The following is a 24,597-nucleotide window of genomic DNA, read 5'->3' as shown; positions in this document are numbered from 1 at the left end:
GGCCGCGGATCACTCGTCGGTGAACCTGACGATCTGCCCGGCGTCGGTGTTCGCCCAGTAGACGCCTGACCCGTCCACGGCGATGCCGGTCGGGCCGCCCTGATTCTCCGCGAGGATCTCTCGATCGGCGGTCCCGTCCTTGCGAATCCGGTACACGGTCCCCGCCGCCCTGACGGTCACGTAGAGGTAGTCCCCGTGCACGGCGATCCCGGTGGGGGGGCCGGACAGGTCGGCGAGGAGGGGCGACGGGGCTTCGCCCCCCGACGGGCTCCGTGGATACCGCATCACGCTGTCCGGGGTGAGCCAGTAGAGATTGGCTTCGTCCAGCACGAGCAGGCCCGGCTCCACGAGGTCTGCGCGGAGCTGCTCCGCCTCGTCGGCGTCGCTCGTGTTGTCGACGGAGAGCGTGTTGTCGGCGCGATCGGTCCAGTAGACGAGGGCGCCGTCGGTCGCGACCCCGGCGGGCTCGTCGCCCACGAACAGATCCTTTCGCGTGCCGCCGGCCTTCGGGACCCAGGTGATGCGGCTGCCGTTCGGGCGAGCGCTGTAGACGTTGTCGGCGCTCAGCGCGATCGCCTCCGCGGCGCCGCAGCTGCCCCACAGCGGCTCCTCGAAAGCAGCCGGAAACCTCGCGGCTTTCGGCAGCTTCCGCACCTTGTCGCGCTTATGCTTGGCGCTGTCGCAGTCCCCGGTGAACGCCGCGTCGGTGCTCGACCAGTAGATGTGCGTCGCGTCCAGCGCGATGACGTCGGGCACCTCGCTGGAGGGCGCGAGCAGGTCGACGACCTCCCGCTCGTCCTTGATCTGCCGCCGGAGCGCGCCGCCCTGGCTTCCGTCGGCGCTCGCGCTGGTCCAGTAGATCGCCTCCTCGTCGAGCGCGATGCCCCGAGGCGCCCCCTGGTTCTCGGCGATCACGATCAGCGGGATCACCTGGCGATCCTCGATCCCCGCGATCTCCGCGCAGCCGTGGAGGCACGGCGCGAGCGCGGCGAGCGCGAGCGTCGCGGTAGAGCGCTTCGACCCCCGCATCACCACCTCCCTCCGAGCGTCATGCGCCCCCCGTCCGAGGCGACGGTCGGCGAGAGCCAGACGCGCTCGCCCGCGACGGGCGCCTCCGGCGACCGCGACAGCAGCACCATCGCCACGCCGGCCCCGAGGCACAGGAGCCCCGCGCCGGCGGCGATGTTCGAGACCATCGCCGTCGTCCGGGCGCGCTCGTTCGCCTCGACGTCCGCGCGGCTGCAGCCGAAATTGCCGCTGCAGCCCACCTCGACGTCCCCGGCCTTCTGGATCGCCATGATCCCGAACACCGCGCCCACGCCGAGCCCGGCGAGCCCGACCCCGCCGGCGACGAAGCCGAGCGTGCGCACCGGGCTGCCGCTCGCCTCGGGCCGGGCGGGCCCCGGCCGGACGACCGGCGCCGGGGGAGGGGGAGCGGCCTGCGCCGGCCGCTGAACGGCGGCGTCCGCGAGCGGCGGGATGACCACCCGCGGCGCGCTGGGGCCGGGCTCGAGCGTCACCTGCTGCGACCACGGCTGCTTGCCCGGCGCCTTGGCCTCGATCGTCGCCGTGCCCGGATCCACGGGGATGCCCGAGCCCGTGGCAGCAGCGGCGCTCAGCTGCTGGCCGTTCAGCGTGATCGACATCCCCGGCGCCGCCTCCGCGATCTCCAGGACGAGGCGCGTCAGCCGAGCTTCGAGCTCGGCCGCGCGCTTGGCCGCGAACTGGGAGCGATCCTGCTGCCCGGCGGTCGCCGCGAGCGCGGACGCCTCCTTGAACTCGGCCCACGCGCTGGCCGTCTTGCCCTCTTTCTCGTGGCACACCGCCAGGTTCAGCAGCGTCCCGACCGTGGGATCCACCCGCTGGCTCTCGGCGAGCTTGGGGCACGCCTCCGTCAGCTTGCCCTCGTCCATGAGCTTCTTGCCGTCCTGGAACAGCCCCTCGGCGAGCGCCTTGTCCGCCGCCGTCGGCTGCGCCCGGAGCGGCGAGGTCAACGTCAGCCCGGAGAGCAGCGCGAGCCATGCGCCCGCGTGTCGCGCTCGATACGATCTCAATGGCGGCTCCTCAGCATTTCGTCCTCACTTGTCGACCCCGGCGGCCGGGGCAGGGGGCCCGGCCTGTGCGGCGCTCCCGCCGCGGTCGCCTTCGGTCGCGCGCCGGTCGCGGCGCTGCCCGCGGGGGCCGCGCTGGGCGCAGGGCTCGGGGGCGCAGCGCTCGCCGCGGCCGGCGCGCTCGGCGATGCCGCGGGCGCGCTCGGCGCTGCCGCGGACGCGCTCGGCGATGCCGCGGCCGGCGCGCTCGGCGATGCCGCGGCCGCCGTGCCGGCGACGAGCGCAGGGCCGCCAGGGCGGTCGGGCTCGCCCGCCGCGGCGGAGCTCGGCGCCTCCGGGGCCACGCGCACGCCCCCGACGAGCCACACGCCCGCGCCGGCCACGCTGGCGAGCAGCGCGGCCACGGCGGCGGCCACGAGCAGCCTGCGCCGCGACCGGCGGCGGAAGCCCGTGTGCGTCCACGACGCGCCGGACAGCCGGTCGCTGTCCTCGGCCGCCCTCGAGTTGAGCAGCGTCTGTCCGGCCGGCGACGCCGCGCCGATCGCGCTCTGGATGCGCGAGGTCGAGAGCTTCGCGAAGCTCGACCCGAGCGGATCGAGCGCCTGCGCGAGCTTGCCGACGTTGGCGTAGCGGGCGCTCACGTCGCGCTCCAGGCAGCGCGCGACGATCCGCTCCAGCATGGCGGGCGCGTCGCTGCGCTTGTCGCGCAGCCGCGGCACCGGCTGGTGGAGGATGTTCGCCATCACCGCGGCGACCGTCTCGCCCTGGAACGGCGGCTCGCCCGTCACCAGCGTGTACAGCAGCACGCCGAACGACCACACGTCGGCGCGCCCGTCGACCGTCCTCGGGGCCATCATCTGCTCGGGCGACATGTACCCGGGCGAGCCCATCACCTGCTTCGTCGACGTGAGCCCCGGCTCCGCCGGCGAGTCGAGCCCTTGCCCCTTCGAGATGCCGAAATCGAGGACCTTGATGTGCCGTGTCCCGTCCGGGTGCTCGGCGAGGAACAGATTCGAAGGCTTGATGTCCCGGTGCACGACGCCGGCCGCGTGCGCCTCGGCCACCGCCTCCAGCGCCTGCAATACGTAGTCGACTGCGTCCTGGATGGACAGCGGGCCGTGGGTCTCGATGACCTGCTGGAGATCGAGCCCGCTCAGGAACTCCATCACCATGAAGGGCACGCCGCTCTCCGTGGTGCCGACGTCGAACACGCGCGCGACGTGCTCGCCTTGCAGGCGGGCCGCGGTGCGCGCCTCGCGCAGGAAGCGCGCGACCGCCTCCTGGTTGGTGAGGGCGTCCTGGCGCAGGATCTTGATGGCGACCTGCTGGTCGAGATCCTCGTTGCGCGCCGCGAGCACGACGCCCATTCCGCCGATGGCCACGACCCGCTCGACGCGGTACTTGGCCGCGATGAGCTCTCCGGGCTGGGCCACCGGTGCGAGGAGCTGCGCGGTGCGGTCGGGGGTCACGGCTGGCGCTCAAGCCTACATGAACGGACTCGGTTTTCCGAGAGCCGCGCGCGCCCCAGCGCCCTTTGTCATGCTCCGGCAGGTTTCGCCGCGGAAGGGCGCTGCCCGCTGGCGTCACGGGCGCTCTCGGGCGCCACCGCGCTGCCACGTCGCTGCGGTTACCTTGTCAACCGCGCGGAAAGAGGCCGTGCCTGCCGGCCGTCCGGAGCCCGTCCAGCCCCGCCTGCATCCGCGCGACGATCCGCGCGAACGCGCGCTCGACCTCGTCCGGGTCGTCCGCGGCCTCGCGCGGGAGGCCGAGGTGCAGCGGGCGGAGCACGCGCGTGTGGATCTTCACCGGAAGGGGCACATGGGGGATCGGGATGCCGACGATGAGCCCCCACGGCAGCGCGAGGCCGAGCGGCGCGACGTTCGAGCGCGCGAGCTGGGGGAGGCGGAGCCACTCGGCCACCTTGCGCCCGTCCGTGGCGATGTAGAGCGACTGGTGCGCGCCCGCGCTCACGATCGGCACGATGGGCACGCCCTCGCGGATGGCGAGCCGGACGAAGCCGCGGCGCCGGCCGAAGCGGATCGTGTACTGCGCCGACGTGGGCTTGCAGGCGTCGAGATCGCCGCCGGGGAAGACCAGGACCGCCGCGCCCCGGGCGAGCGCCCGCCGCGCGTTCTCCTGGCTCGCGGCGATGGCCCCGCAGGCGTTGAGCCAGGGGCCGGCCTTCGGGACGTTGAACGGGAGATCGTGCATCAGCCCGTAGGACAGGCGCGACGGCCCATAAAGGCGCCAGAACGCCGTCATGTGGCAGTACATATCGGGCATTCCCGTCATCGCGTTGTGGTTGCTGACCGCGAGGAAGGGGCCGTCGGGCAGCGCCGCTTCGAGCTCGGTCTCGCAGCGGAAGTAGTCGTCGTAGAGCAAGCCGAGCAGCGGGAGCACGCGGGCGATGAACGCCGGGTCGCGCGCGTCGAGGTCGTCCGGGCGCGCGCGCTCGCGGCCCTTGGCCGAGAACGCGGCGATGGCGTCCCGCACGAGGTCGAGGCTGGGGCGGGGCTCTCTTGGCAGGGTCAGCACCGTGTCCCGGTGCCCTAGCCTGCGGCGCGACCGAGGGGAAGCGGTTCGTCCGGGGCGCGCGCCGCCGGGCGTCGGGCGCGCGGCCTCGCGCGCGGCGCAGGGGACCTTCGCGAGCGAGGCCGCCGCGGCGCGGGCCGGGGCGGCGACCGCCCGTCACCCCGTCACTGCGCGTCGCGGCAGCACCGGAAGCTGGTCTCGTAGAAGCGGAACCCGTCCGCGTGCGCCGGGTTCGTGGAGCTGCACCGCGGCTTCGCGCCGCCGAAGCAGCCGGACCAGTAACAGCCCTTGAGGACATGGGGATACTCGTTGACGTGGTACTTGGTGCGCACCACCCACTCCTCGACGTTTCCTGTCATGTCGTAGACGCCGAACGCGCTCACGCACCCCGGCCGCGAGCCGCTCGGCTCGGCCTGGTACAGCGCCTGGACCTCGGCGAGCGCCTCGTCGGAAGGCCAGGTGTTGAGCGCCCCCTCGTCGGGCGCAATCCACGTCTTGTCGTCGTTGCAGCGCCCGGCTTCGTGGGTGTTTCCGTAAGGATAGACGAGCGCCTCCGGGCCCTGGCACGCCGTGTCCCACTCGTCCTCGGTGCAGAGGCGTTTGCCGCGCTCCTGGCACCAGGCGTTCGCCGAGACGGCGCTCTCCATCACGAGCGGCAGGGCGCCCTCGATGTTCGGCGCCTCGAAGCGATCGATGCAGTATCCCTCGATCTCCACCATGTCGGGCGGGCACGGCCCTTCGGGCGGCGTGTCGAGCGGAAAGTCCTGTTCGTCGACTTCGCCGCTGCCTCCCCCCGCGCCGCCTCCTCCGCCGCCGCCTCCTCCAGCGCCGCCCGCCCCGGCGCCGCCGCTTCCTCCAGCGCCGCCGCTGCCGGCGAGCCCGATGGAGGTCGACGAGGACGAGGACGTCGATGCCGCCCCCCCGCCGCCCGAGGCGTCGTCGTCGCCGGAGCCGAGGCCGCCGGTGCAGGAAGCGCTGACGAGGGAGACGAGCCCGAGGCGCGAGGCGATCCGAACGGCGAGAGATCGAGCGCGCATGGCGGGCTCCTCGCCGATCAGGGTGCCAGAGCTGCGCTCTCCCGTCGAGCGCGCGCGCCGCCCTCCGCGCGCTCTCCGCCGCGGCTCGTCGCGCCAGATCGTCCTCGACACGGACCTTCGTCCTCCGCCTTCCTCCTTCATCGACCCTCTCTGTGTCCGGACGGAGCCACCCGCCGGGGGCGGCGCCGCCCGCGCGCGGCGCTCCTGCGCGAAGGAAGAGAACCGCCCTGGCGCCGAGGACGCCGGGAGGACGCGATTTGAAAATTTCTCCTCTTGGCGAACTTGGCGTCTTGGCAGTTCTCTTCTTCCCGGTTCCCAGCCGCCCTACCGCCGTGCCAGACGCCTCGAGCTCCGCGCTACAGGCGGAGCTTGCAGCGGAGGACCGCGCTCGGGTTGACCCGCGCGGCGGTCAGCCGGCTCGCGCGGGCGTCGACGCGCACCTGGACCGCCACCGAGCCCGCGAGCGTGCGGCTCACCAGATCGCGCGCGAGCAGGCCCACGGCGCCGGTCAGGTGCGCCATCGCAGCGGAGCCGGCCAGCAGCGAGCACGGGATGGATCCGGATAGATCCATCCCGATCGCGGCGTCCGCGCCGTCGCGCTGGATCGTCCCCGTGCCCTTGAGCTTCAGCGCGCCGGCGGCGACCTCCACCCCGCTCAGCGCGATGCGCCGGCGGTCGCCCGAAATCTGCGCGTCCGCCTTGACGGTGGTGGTGTCGCCGAAGAGGAGCCCGTCGAGCTCCCGGGGGTGGGGCAGGGTGAAGCCCTTCACCGTGAGCGCGATCGGGCCCTCGAGCGGCGCCTCGGACAGGGCCGCCCGGTCCGCCCCGGCCGCGAGCCGCAGCTCGAACGTGCCGGAGACCACCATCGTCGAGGCGCCGACGTCCACGCCGAGGAGCGCGCCCACGGCGGCGAGCTGCGTCGGCGCGAGCTCGATCGAGGCGCCCGGCGAGGGCCGCGGCCGGAGCTCGGCCCGGAGCGGCGCGGAGGCGGCGTCCTCGCCGCCGAAGCCGAGGGAGAGGGAGGCCGCGCCGATCGACCAGGCGATATCGGTGCGCGCCACCTCCTTGCCGGCGACCAGCACGCGCGCCTGCTTCAGGACGCCGGCCTCTAGCCCCGGCGCGCCCGGCGGCGGCGCCGCGGCGCCCTGGACCGCGCCGGCCGCGCGCCGCACGAGCGAGGCCTCCGCCAGCGCGAGCACCTCCGGCCCCCCGTCGCGATCCCGCAGGCCGAGGCGGACGCGGCCCGTGGTGAGCGGCAGCGACGCCGCGCGCGGGCCGTGCTGCGCAACCCACGCCGGGAGGCCCTCCAGCGCGTCGATCCCCACGGCGGTGAGCTCGACCCCATCCGCCGCGATCGCGGCGGGCGAGAGCCCGCGCAGCGCGATCGTGGCGCGCGCCACCGTGCCCGAGAGCCCGCGCACGCCGAGCAGGGAGAAGCGCGCGCCGCGCAGGCGGATCTCGCCGAGGCCGACGTCGATCGCGCCCGGATCCAGCGCGACGCCGCGCGCGCGGGCCTCGGCGACGATGTGCCGGCGGAGCGCGGGCGGACCGAGCACGAGGAGCGCGGCGACGGCCGCCGCCACGGCGACGAGGACGACGAGCGCCGCGATGAGGGCGCGGCGGCGCCGCTTTCCGCGAGGCGCGGCGCCGGGGGCGGCCGGCGCGGCGCCGGAGCCGGGGGCGGCCGGCGCGGCGCCGTCGCCGGGAGCACCGCCGCCGTCGCCGGGGGCACGCGGCGCGGTGAGCGGCGCCTCCGTGGGGGTGTCAGGGGAGGGGCGGGAGGTGGGCACCACGACGTGGGATCCCTCTAGCGTCGTTCCAGCGCGCTCGCGAGCGCTTCGCGCGGCTCAGCGCGCTTGCGGCCAGGCCCTCGGCTGCGCTACGGGTCACAGGAGCCGTCCGTCGTCGTTCCCGTTCCGCGGAGCCCGGTATGAAGATCACCATCGTCGCGAGCGGGAGCGGAGGCAACGCCACCCTGTTCTCTTCCCGGGGCACGCGGGTCCTCGTGGACGCGGGCGTCGGGCCCCGGGTGCTGGAGCAATGCCTCTCGGCGGCGGGCGCGGGCGGTCCGCTCGGCTGGGCCCCGGACGCGATCGTGATCACGCACGCGCACGCCGACCACGTCGGCGTGGCCGCCAAGTACAACAAGAAGCACAAGATCCCGATCTACGCCTCGGAGGCGACCGCGCGCGCCGCCGAGCTCGGCGACCCGGAGCGCGTCCGGAGCTTCTCGCCGCGCGAGCCGTTCGCGATCGGCGCGCTCACGATCTCGCCGAGGCCGCTGCCGCACGACGCGGCGCAGGTCGCGCTCGTCGTCGACGACGGGGCGCGGCGCGCCGCGCTCGTGACCGATCTCGGGGAGGTCCCGCCGGGGCTCCTCGAGCACGTCGCCGGCTGCGACGTGCTGCTGCTCGAGTCGAACTACGACGCCGACATGCTCGAGGCCGGCCCGTACCCGCAGCACCTCAAGCGCAGGATCCGCTCGGCGCGGGGCCACCTGTCGAACGCGCAGGCGTGCGCGCTGCTCGCGGCGCTGCCCGGCGGCACGCACACGGTCGCGCTGATGCACCTGTCCGAGGTCAACAACCGCCCGGATCTCGCCCTCGACGCCGCCCGCGACGCGCTCCTCGGCAAGCGCGCGCGCCTGCTCGCCGCGCCGCCGCGGGGGCCGCTCGTCCTCGACGCCGCGCCGCCGGCCCCGCCGGCCGGCGCGGCGCGCTCGGCGCTCGGCCCGCCGGCGCCCCCGCGCCAGCTCGGCCTGTTCCCGGGGATGTAGCGCCGGCCGAGGCGACGCCGCCCGGCCCCGCGCGGGCGAGCGTCAGATCCCCTCGAGCCGGACCTTCTGACCCGCGCGGACGCCGTGGCGCCGCGCCCAGCCGGCGTTCAGCTCGAGGACGTACGTCGAGGGGCAGCCGACGTCGAAGGTCGAGTCGTTGAGCGTCGGGGTGTTCTCCTCGATACCGACGATCGTTCCGTCGCCGTCGATGAACAGCATGTCGAGCGGGATGCAGGTGTTGTGCATCCAGAACGAGTGTTGGGTCCGCTGCTGGAAGACGAAGATCATCCCGCGGTTCTCCGCCATGCTCTTCCGGTACATGAGCCCGCGGGCGCGCTCCTTCTCCTTCCGCGCGACCTCGACGAGGACGTCGGGCGCCTGGGCGTCGAGGAAGATCACCTTGCCGGTCGCGAGCTGGAACGGGCCGGTCGGGTCCTCGGGGCACGCCGGATCCGGGCCGGCCTTCGGGGTGGGCCGCTCCGGCGCCGCCGGGGTCGGCTCGATGCAGCGGCCCGCGTTCTGCGCCGCGGCGACGGCGGGCGGCGCCTCGGTCGCGGCGGGCGGCGCCTCGGCCGAGCGGGGCGGCGTCACCTCGCCGCGGGGCGCGACCTGGAGCGGCTCGTCGACGCGGCGCTCGCACGCGCCGAGGGCGGCCGCGAGCAGCAGCGCGCCCAGGGCGGGCGCGAGCGGGGCGAGCGAGGCGAGCGAGAACGGACGGGTCGCGAGGGCGCAGCGCGAGCTCATGCCGCTTCCTACCACGGCGAGGCTCGCCCTTGACCGCTGGACCGCGACGCGCGAAACCCTCCCCGATGATCGCTCGAACCCTCGCCATGCAGCCCGTCGCCGCGCTCGCCGCGCTGGCGGTCCTCGCCGGATGTTCGAAGACCCCGGAGCCCACGGCCGAAGAGTCGCCGAAGACGAAGGCGACGACGCCGGCGTCGACGGGGGCGGCCGCCAGCAAGACGGAGAAGACCGAGAAGGAGCGCCCCCCGCCGCAGCGGCGCAAGGTCTCCGCGAAGCCGGTCGCGGAGGTCAAGCCCAGCGAGGACGACCCGGTGAAGGGCAAGTGGACGCTCGAGGACGCGACCAAGGGGCTCCCGCCGGGCAAGACGCTGACCGCGTCGATCGAGACCGACCTCGGCACGCTGTCCTGCAAGCTGTTCGACGACAAGGCGCCGATCACGGTCGCCAACTTCGTCGGCCTGGCGCGCGGGATCAGGCCCTGGAAGACGCCCGAGGGCAAATGGGAGAAGAAGCCCGCCTACGACGGGACGATCTTCCACCGCATCATCCAGGGATTCATGATCCAGGGCGGCGACGCGAAGAAGAACGGCACCGGCGAGGCCGGCTACGTGATCCCCGACGAGGTCTGGGAGGACGGCAGCCACGACCGCCCGGGCCTCCTGTGCATGGCGAACCGCGGCAAGAACACGAACTCCGCGCAGTTCTTCATCACCGACGCGGCGGCGTTCCACCTCGACAACGGCTACACCATCTTCGGTGAGTGCGGGCCCGAGGAGCTCGTCCACAAGCTCGCCGGCGTCGAGGTCAAGGGCGAGCGCCCCGTCAACCCGCCAGTCATCAAGAAGGTGACGATCACCCGGCAGTGAGCGCGCCCCGGCGCTCGCCGCGCCGAGCTCGCGCCCCCGCCGCGCCGCGGCGCGGGGCCGAGCCCGGCGGGGAGGGGGCTACTCGCAGTCGTTCTCCTCGCCGGGCGAGGGCGAGGTCGACACGGTGAAGCTGACGTCGAGCCACTCGCTCGTCTCGTCGTGCCCGATGATGCCGTTGCCCTCGGTCAAGAGCTCGCCGACCTCGCGATCGTTACAGCGGACGATGCTCTCCCCGCCGATGTGCGCCGCGGCCGGCCGCTGGCTGTTGCGCGCGGTGTCGTCGGCATAGCCGGTCTTGCCCGTCTTGTACGCCATCGCCGAGTTCCCCAGCTCATCGCCCCAGATGACGTAGTCGATGTCCTTGAGCGGGCTGCCCTCGGTCCCGTCCCACTCGAAGAGGATCACCATCTCCCCACCGTCGGTGAGCAGCGCGCCGGCCTGCGCCCCGAGGGCGCCGTTCGTGGGCGCGATCATGGGCGGCACGTCGTCCCCCTCGCAGGGGATGGGCGACTCGTCAAGCGCGAAGTCGGCGCACCGATTGTACTCGAGCTCGAACGCCTCGTCGCTCGCGAGCACGAGGCGCGCCCCCGGCTCGATCATGGTGCCAGGAGGGAACTGGACGAGGAAGTCGGTCCCTTCGCTGCCGACCGGGGCCCAGGCCTTCCCCTCGGTGATGGCATAATAAACGGAGTTGTCCGAAAGGTAGTAGTCGGTGAGGTCGACCGCCTCGTCGGTCGGGTTCCAGATCTCGACGAACTCGGCCGCTCCGGGTCGGACGACGACCTCCGAGATCAGGAGGTGGCCGGCGGGCTCACCGACGACATCGCCGCCGCCGCCGCCATCCCCGCCGCCCGCGCCGCCGCCCCCGCCGCCGCCGCCCTCGCCGCCGCCGCCGGCCTCGCCGCCGCCGCCGCCTTCGCCGGCGCTGCTCGAGGAGGTGGTGCTGGAAGAGCTCGCCCCGCCTCCTCCGGCCGCGTCGTCACCGCCGCAAGCCATGAGGTGGGCGAGCGTCAGAGGGGAAGCTGCGAGGAGCGCGATACTGAGCAGGTTGCGTTTGTGCATTGTTGAGAGATACATCAGAGCGCCGGCCAACAGGCAAGTGGGATTGCAGCCTGGGGGAAACGATCCACCTCGCGCGACCGCGTCAGGACGCTGCCCGCGCTTGCCAAAGGCGTGGCAGGCGCGCGTGGAATCGATAGCATGGCGCCATGCGACGCTGCTCCTCGCTCTTCCTGACACTCCTCTGCGTGCCGCTCCCTGGTCTGGGCCTCGCCGTCGGTTGCGGACAGACCGTTATCGTGGACGATCCGTCCGCGGAAGGCGGGGGCGGCCAGGCCGGCGCGCCTCCCGTTCCGGGCGTCGGGGGCGGCGGCGCGGACGCGGGCCCGGACCCGCTCGAGGAGTACGAGGACCCCGGCTGTCCCGACATGGAGCCGCCGATCACCGATTTCGCGTGCGATCCCTACGATCAGTCGAGCGGCTTTTGCGCCCCCGGAGAGGGGTGCTTCATCTACGTGCAGTATCCGAGCGAGCCGTGCGGGCAGGAGATCTACGGCGCCTTCTGCGCGCCGGCCGGCCCGGGCGGACAGGGCGATCCGTGCAGCGGCGGCGGCGAGTGCGGCGCCGGGTTCGCCTGTGTCGTGACCGGCTCGGGCACGCAGTGCGTGGAGCTCTGCGCGCTCAGCGGCGACGACAGCTGCGCTCCGGGGCTCGTGTGCGAGCCGATCGACGTGGAGGGGATGGGCGGATGCCTGTGACGACGCGCTCCGTGGGTCCGCGCGCGCAGCGGAGGACGGCCCTCGCGCTGGTCCTGCTCGGGGCCGCCTCCGGCGGCGCCGCGCTCTCGGGGGGGTGCGGGGCGCGGACGGGGCTGAACATCCCGCCGCCCGCGCCGGAGTGCGAGGTCGACGCCGACTGCCCCGGCGCCGAGGACCTCTGCGAGCCGGTGGTCTGCCAGCTGTTCGAGGCGGGGCAGCCCGACGGCGGCGCGGCGCCCTCGCCCGAGAGCGGGGCGGGCGGCGCCGCCCCCCGGCGCGGCGGGACGTGCGTGTCGCTGATGCCGGTCGACTGCGACGACGGCGATCCGTGCACCCGCGACACCTGCGAGAGCGCGACCGGCCTGTGCACCTACGGGCCGTCGACGCTCGATCTCGACGACGACGGCTTCCGCGCGCCGCTGCCCGGCACGATCCCCGGCGAGCCGCGCGCGTGCGGCGACGACTGCGACGACTCGAACGCCGCGGCCCACCCCGGCGGGAGGGAGATCTGCGACGGGGTCGACAACGACTGTGACGGCACGGTCGACAACGGGGCGCGCTTCGTGCCGCGCGACCTGGACGCGATCCGCATCTCGGGCGACATCGCGCCGGCCGGCTCGGGCGGCCTCGCCTGGAGCGGGACCTCGTACGCGGCGCTCTACACCGGCACCACGCGGGGCTTCAACGTGTACCGCTCGATGATCAGCGCCGGCGGGGAGCCGCTCGCGCCCGGCGAGGAGATCATCACCCCGAAGAACGGCGACGCCTCCGGCGGGCCGATCGTGTGGGTCGGCGATCGGTACGGCGCCGCCTGGCAGGACCGGCGCGACGGCGATTACGAGGTGTACTTTTCCTTGCTCGACGAGGACGGCGAGAAGGTCGAGGGCGGCGATCGGCGGCTCTCGAACGCGCCCGGCTTCTCGGTCAACGTGTCGCTCGCGTGGAACGACGCGGAGTTCATCCCCGTCTGGCAGGACGAGCGCAACGGCGCCTTCGACCTGTTCGCCCAGCGCATCGACGTCGACGGCAACCTGATCGGCGACAACGTCCAGCTCACCGACGGATCGAGCGGCTTCGACAACGAGGCGCCCTCCGTGGCGGCGGGCCAGAGCGGCATCGGCGTCGCGTGGTCGGCGGGCGACGCGGTCACGCATCTCATCCAGTTCCAGACGTTCGACGCCGAGCTCCAGCCGAGCTCGGCGCTCGTCTCGCTCACGAACGGCGACACCGACGCGGTCTATCCGACGGTGGTGTGGAACCGCGATCGCTACGTCATCGCGTGGTACGACAAGTCGGCGAGCCCCAAGGCGATCTACGCCGCCGCGGTCTCGGAGGACGGCGAGATCCTCATCCAGCCGAGGGCCATCTCGAACCCGGGCCCCTTCCGGTCCCGGTACCCGTTCCTGCGCCCGCTCGGCGATCGGCTGCTCGCGATCTACTCGGACGATCGCGACCAGAACGACGGCTACGAGCTCTACGCGGTCACCGTGAACGCGGACCTCGTGCGGATCAGCGACGAGCAGCGGCTCACCTCCGCGCGCCGCGACAGCATCGGCCCGGTCGCCACGTTCGGGCCGGAGGGAGACGTGGGCATCCTCTTCCGCGACGATCGCGAGGGCGGCGAGCACCACGTCTTCTTCACCCGGCTCGAGTGCAGGGCGGGCGACTGACGCCCCGGCGGCCGAGCGCGCCGCGGCGTTCGGCCTCGTGCGGAGCGCGGCCCAGCGCTCGGCCTCTGGCCGGCGGCGCGCTCCGCCTCGGGGCCGAGCGCGCCGCGGCGCTCAGCCCCGGGTCGGCAGGCGGCGCAGCCGGAACGGGCCGGCGCGGTGGACCTTGCCCGGCAGCGGGCGGCCGATGACCTGCTCGGCGACGTTGCCCGCCTCGATGAGCTTGTCGAGATCGACGCCGGTCCGGACGCCCATCCCGTGGAGCATGAACACGAGATCCTCGGTCGCCATGTTGCCGGCCGCGCCCGGCGCGTAGGGGCAGCCGCCCACCCCCGCCACCGACGCGTCGAAGTCGCGCACGCCGAGCTCCAGGCCGACCAGGATGTTCGCGAGCGCCGTGCCCCGCGTGTCGTGCAGGTGCAGCGCGAACCGCTCGGGCGGCATCGCGTCCAGGAAGCGGCGGACGATGTCGTGGGTCTGCCGCGGGGTGCCGATGCCGATCGTGTCGCCGAGCGAGACCTGGTAGCACCCGAGCTCGATGAGCCGCTCCGCGATGCGCACGACGCGGGCTGGATCGACGTCGCCCTCGTACGGGCAGCCCCACACGGTCGAGACGTACGCGCGCACGGCGACGCCCGCCTCGCGCGCCGGCGGGACGATCTCCGAGAACACCGAGAGCGTGTCGTCGATCGACTTGTTCACGTTGGCGCGGTTGTGCGCCTCGCTCGCGCTCAGGAAGACGGCGATCTCGCGCAGGCCCACCGCGAGCGCCCGCTCCAGGCCGCGCGCGTTCGGGCACAGGGCGCTGAAGGTCACGCCCGGCTCGGCCGCGATCGTCCTCGAGAGCTCCTCGGCGTCGGCGAGCTGCGGCACCCACTTCGGCGAGACGAAGCTCGTGATCTCGATCCGGCGGAGGCCGGCGGCGACGAGCGCCCCGATGAGCCGCCGCTTGCCCTCGATCGGGATCATCGCCGCCTCGTTCTGGAGCCCGTCCCGCGGGCTCACCTCGTAAATCGAGACCTCGTCGGCGACGCGCGCGAACAGCGGCGCGGACGCGGCGCCGCCCGCGCTCGGGCGCTCGGCCGAGCCCTCGGTCGCCGGCGGACCCTCGGCGGAGGGGCGGGGCAGCGTCAACCGCTCACCATCCGGAGCTGCCGGCTCGGCGCGGCCGGCGTGAAGGCGATCGGGTAGCTGCCGGAGAAGCACGCGTGGCAATAGCTGTCCGCCGACGGCCGCGCGGCCGCGGGGTCGCCCTCGCGCGCCTCGATCGACCGCACGCTCTCGACCAGGCCCTCCAGCGACAGGTACCCGACGCTGTCGGCCGTCAGGTAGCTGCAGATCTCGTCCACGGAGTGGCTCGAGGCGATGAGCTCCGATCGCGTCGGCGTGTCGACGCCGTAGTAGCAGGGCCAGCGCGTGGGCGGGCTCGAGATGCGGACGTGCACCTCGCGGGCGCCCGCGTCGCGGATCATCTTGACGATCTTGCGGCTCGTCGTCCCGCGGACGATCGAGTCGTCGACGACGACGACCCGCTTGCCCTCGATCGCCGCCCGGTTCGGGTTGAGCTTGAGCCGGACGCCGAAGTGCCGGATCGACTGCTGCGGCTCGATGAACGTGCGGCCGACGTAGTGGCTGCGGATGAGCCCCATCTCGAACGGGGCGCGCGCGCGGTCGGCGAAGCCGATCGCCGCCGGCACGCCCGAGTCGGGCACGGGGATCACGACGAGATCGTCGCCGGGCTCGACCGGCTGCTCCAGGGCCAGGCGCCGGCCGAACGCCTTGCGGACCTCGTAGACGCTCACGCCCTGGATCGTCGAGTCGGGGCGGGCGAAGTAGACGTGCTCGAAGATGCAGAGCTTGCGCGACTCCGGCGCGAAGGGGAACTCGGAGCGGACCCCGTCCGCGCTGATGATCACCATCTCGCCCGGCGCGACGTCGCGCACCTTGCGCGCGCCGATCAGATCGAACGCCGTCGACTCGCTGGCGACCACGTGGGCGACGCCGCTGCCGCTCGGCATCTCGATCTCGCCGATACAGAGCGGCCGGATGGCGCGCGGGTCGCGGACGGCGATGAGCTCCCGCTCCGTCAGGAAGAGCAGCGAGTAGGCGCCCTCGACCTGCTTCAGCGCCTCGGCGATGCGCTGGCGCAGGTCGTCCTTCCTGCTCATCGCGATGAGGTGGACGATCGACTCGGTGTCGCTCGCGGTCTGGTAGATCGAGCCGCGCGCCTCGAGCTGCTCGCGCAGGGCCTCGTGGTTCGTGAGGTTGCCGTTGTGCGCGACCGCGAGCGAGCCGCGCGCGTAGTCGACGCCGAGCGGCTGCGCGTTCTTCAGGTGCGACCCGCCCGCGGTGGAGTAGCGGACGTGGCCGATGGCGCGGTCGCCGGGCAGCGACGCGAGATCGGACGGCGCGAAGCCGGACTGCACCCGCCCCATGGCGCGGTGGCCGTAGAGGCGCTCCCCGTCGCTGCTGACGATCCCCGCAGATTCCTGCCCTCGATGCTGGAGCGCGTGCAAACCGAGGTAGGTCATGTTGGCCGCCTCGGGGTGGCCAAAGATTCCGAACACACCGCACATGCCGCCTATCTAGTACGAAAACGGGGCATGACCCACCGTCATGGCGATCCGTCGTCATGATGAGGCGGCCGAGCGCCGGCGCCGGGCCGGAGGCCGGCGCCGGGGCGCGCTCCGGAGCGGGCAGGCCCGGACGGCGATCGCGTCTGGAAGGTAAGCGGGTTAACGAATCTGCGGCGGGCGCGGGGCGCTAGGCGCGCGAGAGCGCGATGGATTCCGCTGCTGGAAGAGGGCGGCGGTTCAAGGCAGCCGGACGACTCCCGTCATTTCGGGATGTTCCAGAGTTTCTCGATGATCTTGGTTTCCATGGCGTCGCCGTGGCACGTGCCGCACTCCATGTCCTCCTTGTTCGCCCGCGCGAGCTTGTTTTGGTACTCCTCTTCCATGAACGCCTGCAGGGCCTTCTTGTCCTTGCGGTTCAGGACGTGCTCGTTCCCGGCGTGACAGCTGTCGCAGAAGAGGGTGCCGCCGCTCTCGCTGCGGAGGGGCACCACGAAGTTGCGCCACATCTCGCGGGCGACCTTCATGTCGCGCGTCTCTTTCTTGAAGTCGCCCTCGGCGTGGCAGCCCTCGCAGGTGTCGTAGCCGAGCGCCTTCTGGAGCAGCGGCATCACCTTCTTCTTCTGCGCCGTCGGGAGCTTCTCGAGCGCGGGGATCTTCTTGAGGTTGATCCCGATCTTCTTCAGATCTGCCTCGAACTTGGTCGCCTGGATCGGCGTCGACTTGGCGGGCGCCTCGTGCTCCTCGCCCTCGCCGGCCTCCGCCGTCTTCTCCGCCTTCTCAGCCTTCGCGGGCTTCTCGCCCTTCGCGTCGGCGGTCGCTTCGCCCTCGCTCGGGAGCGTCTCCCCGTCGAAGTCGTCCTTGTCGGCCGCCGTCTCGGGCGGCGGCGTGGCGGAGCCACATGCTCCTGCGAAGGCGCCCATCCAGAGCGCGAGGGCGAGCGCTGCGTGCTTCATCCTGGCTGCCATACTCCTCCAAAGGAACCGTTGATCGTGAGCAGAACGCCGCTGCCCGTACAGCAGGGCGCGCCGCCCGGGGCGCGCCCCCACGGTCGCCGGGCGATCGGGCCGCACTTTACTCGAATTTGCCCGAGACAGAGAGGAACGTGAGCTTGTTGTTCGTCTCGCGGAGCCGCTGGACGAGCATCCGGACGACGTTCCAGAGGACCTCGTACGCGAGCTCTTTGTGCAGGAAGAGCAGATCCTCGAACGCGTCCTTCGACACGGTGAGCAGCCGGCAGCGCTCGTGCACGCGCGCGTCGGCGGAGCGCGGGGCCTCGTCGAGCAGCGCCATCTCGCCGAACACCGCGCCCGGGCCGAGCACCGCGAGCGCTTCCTCGCCGATCCCGGCGATCTCGCGGCTGATCCGGACCTTGCCCTCGAGCAGGATGTAGAGCTTGTCGCCCGGATCGCCGTGCTCGAAGATCTTGGTGCCGAGGGCGTGCGTTTCCTCGCTCGCGACGCGCGAGATGAGCTCGAGCGCGGCCGGGGTGAGGCCCTTGAACAGGGGGACCTTCGAGAGCTGCTCGATCCGTTCGGGGACGATCACAAGCTGTCGCGGAGAATAGCCGAGGCGCCGGCCGCAGAGCGAATTTTCCGGGGGCCCTCGCGGCGCGCTACCGCGTGAAGTTCACCGTGATGGGCGGGGTCGTGCCGGTGAGCGGGGAGCCCGCGCGGTCTTTTTGAGGCGAGTAGCGCCGGCTGAGCGCGCACATGCGCGCGGCGCGACCGAAACCGTGGCCGGGATCACTGACGACCTTGACGGACAGCGGGCTGCCGTCGGGGCGCACCGTGACCATGAGGACGACCTTCGCCTGATCGATCTGGTCGACGTCGGCCTCGGGAGGGAAGGGGCAGTTCCAGCTGCTGCTGCCGATCAGGCCGGCCGGGGCCGACCGGTCCGGGCCCGCGACGGCCGGAGGCGGCGGGACCGGGTCGCCCGTGCCCTTGCCGCCGACGACGCCGCCGACCTTGGCGTTCGGGTTGAACGTGGGGGACTTGGCCGTGCCCGCGCCGGCCACCTGGCCGTAGCCGACGCCCTGCCCCTCGCCGCTCGCGATCCCGCGGTCCGTCATGTCGAGGACCTCGTCCGGATCCGGCTCGCGCGTGAGGACCTTCGCGGCCTCGGCGGCGGCGGGGGGCGGCTCGTAGGGGTCGTCCTTGGGGGGCGGCGTGTTCGCCTGCGGAGGCGGCGGGGCCTTCACGACGGGCTGGGGCTCCGGCTCGGGCTCGGGCGGCGGCGGCTCGGGCGGCTTGGGCTCCTCGGCCTTCGGCGGCGTGACGTCGACCTCGTAGATCGCCCAGAGGTAGTCGTGGATGCCGACGCGCATCTCCTCGACCATCTGCCGCATGTCGCGCAGCGACCCCGAGACGATCGCCCGGGCGGACGCCGCGCTGTGGCTGGTGAGCGCCAGCGTGACCCCGAGGAAGGCGCCCACGCGCGAGGCGCGGTCGCCGAGCCCGAGCACCGCGGCGAGCGGATCCGCGGCGCGCCGCCGGTCGCCGGGGCGACCCGAGGCCGGCGCGCCGAGGGCGTTCGGGGGCTCCTTGGCGCCCCCAGGGTCGGGGCGCTTGTCGCGGCGGCGCCCTTCGTGGAGCGCCCCCGCGGCGCGATGGCTCGTGGCCTGGCTCATAAGCTCTCGCTCGGCGCGCTCAGGGCGCGGGGCTCGGTGTTGCCGGCGCAGGGGCGGCCGGGGCCGGCGCGGCCGGGGCGCCTGGCGTCGCGCCGGGCGCCGCGCCGGGCTCGGGCGCGATCGGCGTCACGCCGAACGCGATCTTGGAGACGCCCGCCTGCTTCAGCAGATCGAGCGCGCGGATCACCCGGCCGTGCGGGACCGTCGTGTCGGCGCGGATGACGGCGCGGAGCTCCGGGTTCTTCGCCTGGGCCTCGCGCGCGATCGGCAGGATCGCGTCCTCGCCCGCGAGCTTCTTGCCGTCGGCGAACGTGTCGCCGTTCGCGTGCAGCTCGAGCCCGAAGACGAGCTGCACCTCCTGCCCCTGCGCCGCCTTCGGCAGATCGAGGGGGAGCGACTGCGAGACGATGATCTTCGCGGTCACCATGAAGATGATGAGGAGCACGAGGGTGATGTCGACGAGCGGCGTGACGTTGATGCCGCTGATCATGTCGTCATCGTCGTTGCGGCTCGTGGCGGCCATCAGCGCTCCTCCTCGCCGGCGCCGCCCTTCCTGGTCTCCTCCTGGCGCGGCGCCCGCGCGGCCTTGACGCGCGGCTCGGCGGCGACGGCGGGCGCGGCCCCGGCGAACGCCGGGTCGATCTTGAGGTGCGCGAGCAGGACCCGCGTGAGCGCCTCGGTGTTGGCCAGCGTCGACTTGATCATGCGCTGGAAGTAGTTGTTCGCCGCGACGGCCGGGATGGCGACCGCGAGGCCGACGGCGGTCGCGACGAGCGCCTCGGCGATGCTCGACATGACGGCCTGCGGCGCCATGGCCTGCGACGCGGCCTGCGCGACCGGCGTCTTCGCCGCCTGGCCGAGCGCGTCGAAGGCGCCGACGACGCCGATGACGGTGCCGAACAGCCCGATGAACGGCGCGTTGTTGCCGAGCGTGCCGAGGTAAGCGAGGCGCCGCTCGAGCTTCATGCGCTGGAGCGCCGCGGCGCCGGCCATCGCCTCCTCGGCCGCGTCGGGCCCCTGGTGCGCCACCGAAAGGCCGGCCGAGACGACCGCGGCCTCGGCCGAGGGCGAGGCCTCCATCCGCTTCCGCGCCGCCTCGATCGAGTCGTCGAGGGACGTCCGCAGATCCCGCGCGAGGACGGCGAGATCGTCGCGGAGCGACCAGAAGAACCAGGCGCGCTCCAGGATGATGGCGACCGAGATGACGCTGAGGCCGATCATCAACCACATGACCCAGGCGGCCCCGAAGCCGACCATGATGCGCTGCAGCCACTCGACGAGGTTCATCTTCTTCCTTGGTGCCTTTCCGATGGTGGGGTGGGTGGGGGCCGCGCCGAGACGTTCTACGGTCCGGCGCTGGGCTGCCCTTCCTCGACTGCGTCCTCCTCCTCCGGAGGGGGGGCGCCCGCCGCGCCCGGCCTGCCGACGGAGGGCTGGGGGGCGGAGGCGTCGACGAGCCGAAAGACTCGCCCAAGGACGGTGGTCGCGTAGCCGCCCTTCGGTAGCACAAACGAGACGACAATTCCTTGCCCTGCGCCTGGACCGCCCGCGGGCTCCGGCGCGCCGCCGATCGCCGCCTCCCCGGCGGGGGACACCGCGAGGCCGTCCACCTCCAGCCGCAGCGGGCGCCGCGTGCCCTCCCCGGCGTGGGCGAACGCGTCGAGCTTGCGGGGGTCGCCGATCGCCGCCGTGAGCACCTCGAGCTCCAGCGCGCCCGGGGCGCCCTCGGGCCAGCGCATCTTCCGGCCGAACATCGGGCCCGTCGCCGAGATCGAGAGCGCGGCGGCGCGCGCCGCGGCGTCCGCGACCTCCGGGCCCTCGAGGGGCACGAGGAACAGCCCGCCGGTGTCGCGCTTCTTGGCGAGATCGCCGGGGAGCACGGTGCTCCAGGTGCCGTCCGCCTCGCGGCGCGCGAGCACCTCGTTGAACCAGAGCGACTGGAGCGCCGAGAAGAGCAGCCGCTGCTCGCGCCGGTCGCGAGGCCCGCGCTCCCGGCCCGCGATCCACGCGAGCGCGCGCTCGGGGTTATCGCCGTTCCTCCCGAAACGCTGCGGCCCGAACGCGTTCGGCACGCCGGCGCGGCCGATGTCGGCGAGGCGGCGCTCGGCGAGCGGGAGCGCCGCGGGGGCGATGCCGCGGAGCGTGATCCGGAACCGGTTGCCGACGAGGTGCCCCGGCTTGAGCTTGTGGTCGTGGCGCGCGACCGAGAGGATCTCGATCCCGGGCAGCTCGGCCTGATCGAGCAGCGGCGCGGGATCCCGCGCGAGCGGGAGCTGGACGGAGGCGGTCTGCGTGGTGATCGCGTGCCGGTCCTTCATGCCGGCGAAGCCGGCGCTGCCCGGGTCGGCGCCGAGCGCGAGCGCGATGGCCCGCACCGCGTCGGGCGTGGTGCGCCCCGTCTTGCGGAAGGTCACGAACACGTGCTCGCCGCGGCCGCTCGGCGCGTAGGCGGGGAGCTCTTCGACGACGAAATCCGCGGGCGAGCTCCGGAGCACGGCCGTGGGAAGGTCGCCGGGCGGGTCCGCGGCCGCGGGGGCCGCGGCGGGCCGGGCGGTGGTGGTCATGGGAGCGCCAGCGTGACCGAAATCGCCCCGGCGTCCAGCGGCGAGCGCGCGCGCGGGCGGGCCGCGGGGCGCGCGGCGCTACCTGGGCCCGGCGAAGCCGCCCACCCCGGCGCCGCCGGGCACGGGGTTCTGCCCGGGCGTGCACTCCTCGTCGCCCGTGTCGACCGTGGTGACGTCGTAACAGCAGAGCTCACCGTCGAAGTCGCCCTCGCTGTCGATCGACTCGATCGAGCTCAGACACCCGGGGTTCTGGAAGAAGACGTACGCGTCGTCGCTGGACGGGCACGCCCCCTCGAGCTCGGTCCAGTGAAAGCAGGCCCGCTTGCCGCAGCCGCCGGCGACGAGCAAGAGGGAGGCAGGGGCGGCGAGCGCGAGGAACAGCGAGCGGAGGCTGACGGTGCTCATGGCGATCTCCTGGAGCGGCGGCCGCGCGCGGGCGCGGGCGGCCTTGGCGATCAGAGCTCGTGCGGCATCAGGTCGCGCGGGCTCCTGAAGTACTGCAGCGGCGAGTAGGCGAGCAGGTTGGAGACGCGCGACGTGTAGATGCACGCGTACTCCTCGACCTGATCGCCGAAGCTGGACGTCTCGTTCGCCTCCTTGAGCAGCGAGCCCCAGTAGGGGTGGAAGCGGCGGGCGATCTCGCGCTCCAGCTTGCCGACCTCGGCGTCGACGGCCCGGAGCTGGCCGCGGATGCGCTCGACCGCGCGCTTCGTGCGGCCGCGCTCGGCCTCGTAGAACGACGTCGCGTAGTCGATCGGGGCGTGGTCGCCGCCCGCCTCCGCGTGCAGCGCGCCTCCGCCGCCGTTCGTCGAGCCGTTCTTCTTCTGCTGCTCCTCCTCGATCTTGCGGGTGAGGTCCTTGTAGCGCTGCTGGTAGAAGCGGAGCTGGTCCTCGAGCTCCTCGCGGCGCCCCTCGAGCAGCGCGCTCTCCATGTGCTCGCGGCGGCACGACTCGTGGGCGGCGACCTCGGCCTCCATCTCCTGGATGATCATCGCCGTGCGCCACGCGCTCTCCTTCTTCGAGCGGAGGATGTCGCCGTAGATGTGATCGCCCACGTAGAGGACGCGATCGCCGGAGATGTTCAGGAACTTCTCGAAGTCGTGGAGGTTGCCCCCCTCGTAGATGGCGCCGCGCTCGAGCGGCGCCGTGGCGGGGCGGACCTCGGCGCCGTCGCGGATGAGCAGCGGGCGGCGCTCCTGGAAGAACGCCGGCTTCTGCGCGGCGACCACGATGACGTCGAAGTAGTGCCGGAAGCTCGGGTACTCGGGCATCGCGCCCCCGAGCAGGTACGTCATCATCTTCTCGGTGAACGGCCAGCGCGAGTTCGTGAGCAGGAAGAGCTTCTTGCCCGCCGAGCGGAACTTGTGGAGCGTCTGCGCGAGGTTCGGGTCGCGCTCGACGAAGCGCGGCAGGTCGGAGAGGACGACGTCGAGGATGGTGCCGTCGCGGTGCGCCTCGTCGATGCACTCGCGGATGTCGGTGAAGAGCCGCGCGTAGTCGAGCGGGACGCCGCGCGCCTCGAGGGCGTCGACGATGCCGGCGTAGAGCGTGGCCTCGCTCAGCGCGTACAGCGTGTCGATCCAGTGGTAGCGGGCCGTGTTCGGCCGGATCTTGCGGTGCTGGTAGAGCGACCGGAGCTCTTCCTTCGTGAGCTCGCGCAGGCCGTGGTACCCGCGCTGGACCACCTTGAACCGGTCCATCTTGAGCACGTGGCCGAAGCGCTTGTCGATCAGCAGGCCGCGGATGGGGAAGTGGATCGGGTAGCGGAGGCCGCGCAGGAGATCCTCGGGGTAACCGCGCGCGGCGAGCTTCGTGACCGTCCCCTGGATCGAGAGGTTGTCCATCTCGGTCTGGTTGTAGATCGCCAGGGTGTAGTCCATGTCGAACCCGACCCAGTCGATCCCCGCGAGCTTGAGGTTGCGGTTGACGAAGACGCGCCGGGTCCGCGGGATGCGCGTGGGCTCAGTCTGGGGAGTGAGCCCTCCGAGGGGGAGCTGGAGCTGCTCGAAGAACACAGTGGGTCGACTATGGTATCCCACGCCCAGGAGGCATACAAAGGGCGCCTCCTCGACGAACGCGTCGCAGCGTCACGCTTCGCGTCGCGTCGCCTGGGCTAGCCTAGCCTAGCCTCACCGCGCGCTGTCGCGCGCGGCGCTCGTCCGCCCGGCGTCCTCCGCCGGCGCCGGCGCACACGCGCGCTCCTGGTGCGCCGCGCCGAAAAACTGCGCTATGGTGCGCGCCGGTCCCGTCTCGTGCGATCGCGGAGGCGGATCCCATCCGTCGCCGACGGGCACCTCCTTCGATGCTTTTCGCAGCGCCCCAGCCGGTCTCTCGCAAGCCCCCCGTCCAGCGCCCCACGTCGTGGTGGCTCAGCATGCTGCGCCGCCGCGCGGAGCGGATGTACGACGAAGAGCTCGACCTCTCGCAGCCGATCCCGTGGGAGAGCGAGGCCGAGCGCCAGGCGGCGATCGCCTTCTTCAACGCCGCGTTCCGCGCCGAGGAGTCCGGCCTGACGCAGGCCCACGCCCTGGCCGACGAGGTGAGCGCCTGGGACCCGGAGCTCGGCGAGTGCCTGCGGCTCTACGGCGACGAGGAGGGGTGGCACCGCGAGCTGCTCACGAAGTTCCTCGCGCACATCGGCGGCGAGGTCCGGCCCATGGGCCGCGTCACCGGCACCTTCTATCGCCTGTACGGCCGCGCGGAGCGGGTCGAGACGATCGTGCTCACGAACCTCATGTTCGAGACCATCGGCTCGACGACGTACCGCCTCGCGCTGCGGGAAGCCCGCTACCCGGCCGTGCGGCAGATGCTCACGATCCTGACGCGCGACGAGTCGTTCCACGTCCCGCTCAACGTCCACTTCCTGCGCGAGGCGCTGAAGCGCAGCCCGCCCTCGATGCGCCTCAAGCTGCGCGCCATCTACACGACGCTCTTCGCGGCGCTGCTCGGCTCCGCGGCCGCGAGCCGCCGGCGCGCGCTCGCCTTCGACAGGATCCCGTTCCGGGTCCTCGCGGGCGCCTACGCCGAGCACCTCGGCCGGCTCTTCGTCCACGAGAGCGACCTCGACTTCGCCCCGCCGGAGCTGCTCCTGCGCCTGTTCGGGCACAGCCGGCGCGCGCTCGCGTCCTCCGACGACCCCTCCGCCGTCAGCGTGCTCTCGGCGGAGGCCGCGGTCGATCGCGAGCGCGTCGTCGTGACGGCGCTCGGCGGCGCGCGCGACGCATGACGCGCGCGAGACGCGCGAGACGCGCGAGACGCGCGAACGCCCGTGCGTCAAGGAGGCGTGACGCGACGCGGCGCGATGCGCGCCATGGCGGCGGACGGTCGTTCCAGTACCCACGGTAAACTTTTCACCGGAACATTGTAAGCAGTACACTCTTACTCCGGCGTCGTGGGCT

Annotated in this window: 23 protein-coding genes; 5 read left to right on the top strand and 18 right to left on the bottom strand. The window is 73.1% G+C overall.

Annotation, left to right across the window (positions count from 1 at the left end):
* Window positions 1-9: 9 nt before the first annotated feature.
* The 6 genes from WME83_RS26060 to WME83_RS26035 form a co-directional block, all read right to left on the bottom strand.
* On the bottom strand, window positions 10-1,029 hold the full coding sequence (locus WME83_RS26060; RefSeq protein ID WP_437312397.1) for a hypothetical protein: 1,020 nt from the start codon (window positions 1,027-1,029) through the stop codon (window positions 10-12).
* Window positions 1,029-2,054, bottom strand: a complete 1,026-nt coding sequence (locus WME83_RS26055; RefSeq protein WP_437312396.1) for a hypothetical protein — start codon at window positions 2,052-2,054, stop codon at window positions 1,029-1,031. Before WME83_RS26055 ends, WME83_RS26060 begins: the two co-directional genes overlap by 1 nt.
* Window positions 2,051-3,520, bottom strand: a complete 1,470-nt coding sequence (locus WME83_RS26050) for a serine/threonine-protein kinase (protein ID WP_437312395.1) — start codon at window positions 3,518-3,520, stop codon at window positions 2,051-2,053. Before WME83_RS26050 ends, WME83_RS26055 begins: the two co-directional genes overlap by 4 nt.
* 166 nt (window positions 3,521-3,686) lie before the next feature.
* Window positions 3,687-4,544 carry a 1-acyl-sn-glycerol-3-phosphate acyltransferase gene (locus tag WME83_RS26045; protein ID WP_437312394.1) on the bottom strand — a complete coding sequence of 286 codons (858 nt, stop codon included), beginning with the start codon at window positions 4,542-4,544 and terminating at the stop codon, window positions 3,687-3,689.
* Between the two features lie 203 nt (window positions 4,545-4,747).
* Complete coding sequence (locus WME83_RS26040) at window positions 4,748-5,620, bottom strand: formylglycine-generating enzyme family protein (protein WP_437312393.1); 873 nt, start codon at window positions 5,618-5,620, stop codon at window positions 4,748-4,750.
* 356 nt (window positions 5,621-5,976) lie between these two features.
* A complete protein-coding gene (locus WME83_RS26035; RefSeq protein ID WP_437312392.1) occupies window positions 5,977-7,413 on the bottom strand; it encodes a hypothetical protein in 1,437 nt (478 codons plus the stop codon).
* Between the two features lie 137 nt (window positions 7,414-7,550).
* Between WME83_RS26035 and WME83_RS26030 the strand changes: the two genes are divergently transcribed.
* Window positions 7,551-8,396: an MBL fold metallo-hydrolase gene (locus tag WME83_RS26030; RefSeq protein WP_437312391.1), complete on the top strand. Its 846-nt coding sequence runs from the start codon at window positions 7,551-7,553 to the stop codon at window positions 8,394-8,396.
* A 42-nt stretch (window positions 8,397-8,438) separates the two neighbouring features.
* Here the strand turns inward: WME83_RS26030 and WME83_RS26025 are convergent, their stop codons facing one another.
* Window positions 8,439-9,140 carry a DUF192 domain-containing protein gene (locus tag WME83_RS26025; protein WP_437312390.1) on the bottom strand — a complete coding sequence of 234 codons (702 nt, stop codon included), beginning with the start codon at window positions 9,138-9,140 and terminating at the stop codon, window positions 8,439-8,441.
* Window positions 9,141-9,205: 65 nt separating this feature from the next.
* On the opposite strand from WME83_RS26025, the gene WME83_RS26020 reads away from it, so the two are divergent.
* Window positions 9,206-10,006, top strand: coding sequence for a peptidylprolyl isomerase (locus WME83_RS26020; protein ID WP_437312389.1), 801 nt, complete (start codon window positions 9,206-9,208; stop codon window positions 10,004-10,006).
* A gap of 78 nt (window positions 10,007-10,084) precedes the next feature.
* Here WME83_RS26020 and WME83_RS26015 read toward each other — a convergent pair whose 3' ends face one another.
* Window positions 10,085-11,002 (bottom strand): lamin tail domain-containing protein, encoded by a 918-nt coding sequence (locus WME83_RS26015; RefSeq protein ID WP_437312388.1) that lies wholly within the window; start codon window positions 11,000-11,002, stop codon window positions 10,085-10,087.
* Window positions 11,003-11,214: 212 nt separating this feature from the next.
* Here WME83_RS26015 and WME83_RS26010 point away from each other — a divergent pair, with 212 nt between their 5' ends.
* Together WME83_RS26010 and WME83_RS26005 are read left to right on the top strand one after the other, a co-directional pair.
* Entirely contained in the window at window positions 11,215-11,763 is a 549-nt protein-coding gene (locus tag WME83_RS26010) for a hypothetical protein (protein WP_020737138.1), read from the top strand.
* On the top strand, window positions 11,754-13,433 hold the full coding sequence (locus WME83_RS26005; RefSeq protein WP_437312387.1) for a MopE-related protein: 1,680 nt from the start codon (window positions 11,754-11,756) through the stop codon (window positions 13,431-13,433). Before WME83_RS26010 ends, WME83_RS26005 begins: the two co-directional genes overlap by 10 nt.
* Before the next feature lie 111 nt (window positions 13,434-13,544).
* Here the strand turns inward: WME83_RS26005 and WME83_RS26000 are convergent, their stop codons facing one another.
* The 10 genes from WME83_RS26000 to WME83_RS25955 all read right to left on the bottom strand — a co-directional run bounded on the left by WME83_RS26000 (window position 13,545) and on the right by WME83_RS25955 (window position 23,214).
* Complete coding sequence (locus tag WME83_RS26000; RefSeq protein WP_437312386.1) at window positions 13,545-14,564, bottom strand: hydroxymethylglutaryl-CoA lyase; 1,020 nt, start codon at window positions 14,562-14,564, stop codon at window positions 13,545-13,547.
* On the bottom strand, window positions 14,561-16,006 hold the full coding sequence (gene purF, locus WME83_RS25995; protein WP_437312385.1) for an amidophosphoribosyltransferase: 1,446 nt from the start codon (window positions 16,004-16,006) through the stop codon (window positions 14,561-14,563). Before purF ends, WME83_RS26000 begins: the two co-directional genes overlap by 4 nt.
* A 260-nt stretch (window positions 16,007-16,266) precedes the next feature.
* Entirely contained in the window at window positions 16,267-16,959 is a 693-nt protein-coding gene (locus WME83_RS25990; protein ID WP_437312384.1) for a hypothetical protein, read from the bottom strand.
* A 118-nt stretch (window positions 16,960-17,077) separates the two neighbouring features.
* Window positions 17,078-17,551, bottom strand: a complete 474-nt coding sequence (locus WME83_RS25985; protein ID WP_061621876.1) for a cyclic nucleotide-binding domain-containing protein — start codon at window positions 17,549-17,551, stop codon at window positions 17,078-17,080.
* A 67-nt stretch (window positions 17,552-17,618) separates the two neighbouring features.
* Window positions 17,619-18,635: an energy transducer TonB gene (locus tag WME83_RS25980; RefSeq protein WP_437312383.1), complete on the bottom strand. Its 1,017-nt coding sequence runs from the start codon at window positions 18,633-18,635 to the stop codon at window positions 17,619-17,621.
* Between the two features lie 19 nt (window positions 18,636-18,654).
* Window positions 18,655-19,158, bottom strand: coding sequence for an ExbD/TolR family protein (locus WME83_RS25975; RefSeq protein ID WP_437312382.1), 504 nt, complete (start codon window positions 19,156-19,158; stop codon window positions 18,655-18,657).
* Window positions 19,158-19,922, bottom strand: a complete 765-nt coding sequence (locus WME83_RS25970; RefSeq protein WP_437312381.1) for a MotA/TolQ/ExbB proton channel family protein — start codon at window positions 19,920-19,922, stop codon at window positions 19,158-19,160. Before WME83_RS25970 ends, WME83_RS25975 begins: the two co-directional genes overlap by 1 nt.
* Window positions 19,923-19,978: 56 nt before the next feature.
* Window positions 19,979-21,199, bottom strand: a complete 1,221-nt coding sequence (truD, locus tag WME83_RS25965) for a tRNA pseudouridine(13) synthase TruD (protein WP_437312380.1) — start codon at window positions 21,197-21,199, stop codon at window positions 19,979-19,981.
* Window positions 21,200-21,277: 78 nt separating this feature from the next.
* Window positions 21,278-21,604, bottom strand: a complete 327-nt coding sequence (locus WME83_RS25960) for a hypothetical protein (protein WP_437312379.1) — start codon at window positions 21,602-21,604, stop codon at window positions 21,278-21,280.
* Window positions 21,605-21,654: 50 nt separating this feature from the next.
* A complete protein-coding gene (locus WME83_RS25955; protein ID WP_437312378.1) occupies window positions 21,655-23,214 on the bottom strand; it encodes an HAD-IG family 5'-nucleotidase in 1,560 nt (519 codons plus the stop codon).
* 359 nt (window positions 23,215-23,573) lie between these two features.
* Here WME83_RS25955 and WME83_RS25950 point away from each other — a divergent pair, with 359 nt between their 5' ends.
* Entirely contained in the window at window positions 23,574-24,425 is an 852-nt protein-coding gene (locus tag WME83_RS25950) for a ferritin-like domain-containing protein (RefSeq protein WP_437312377.1), read from the top strand.
* Window positions 24,426-24,597: the final 172 nt, after the last annotated feature.

This window comes from Sorangium sp. So ce385 (genome assembly GCF_051474135.1).
Lineage (GTDB): Bacteria > Myxococcota_A > Polyangia > Polyangiales > Polyangiaceae > Sorangium > Sorangium cellulosum_D.
The sequence above is the reverse complement of the archived record's forward strand: the minus strand, read 5'-3'. Positions and strand labels throughout refer to the sequence as shown.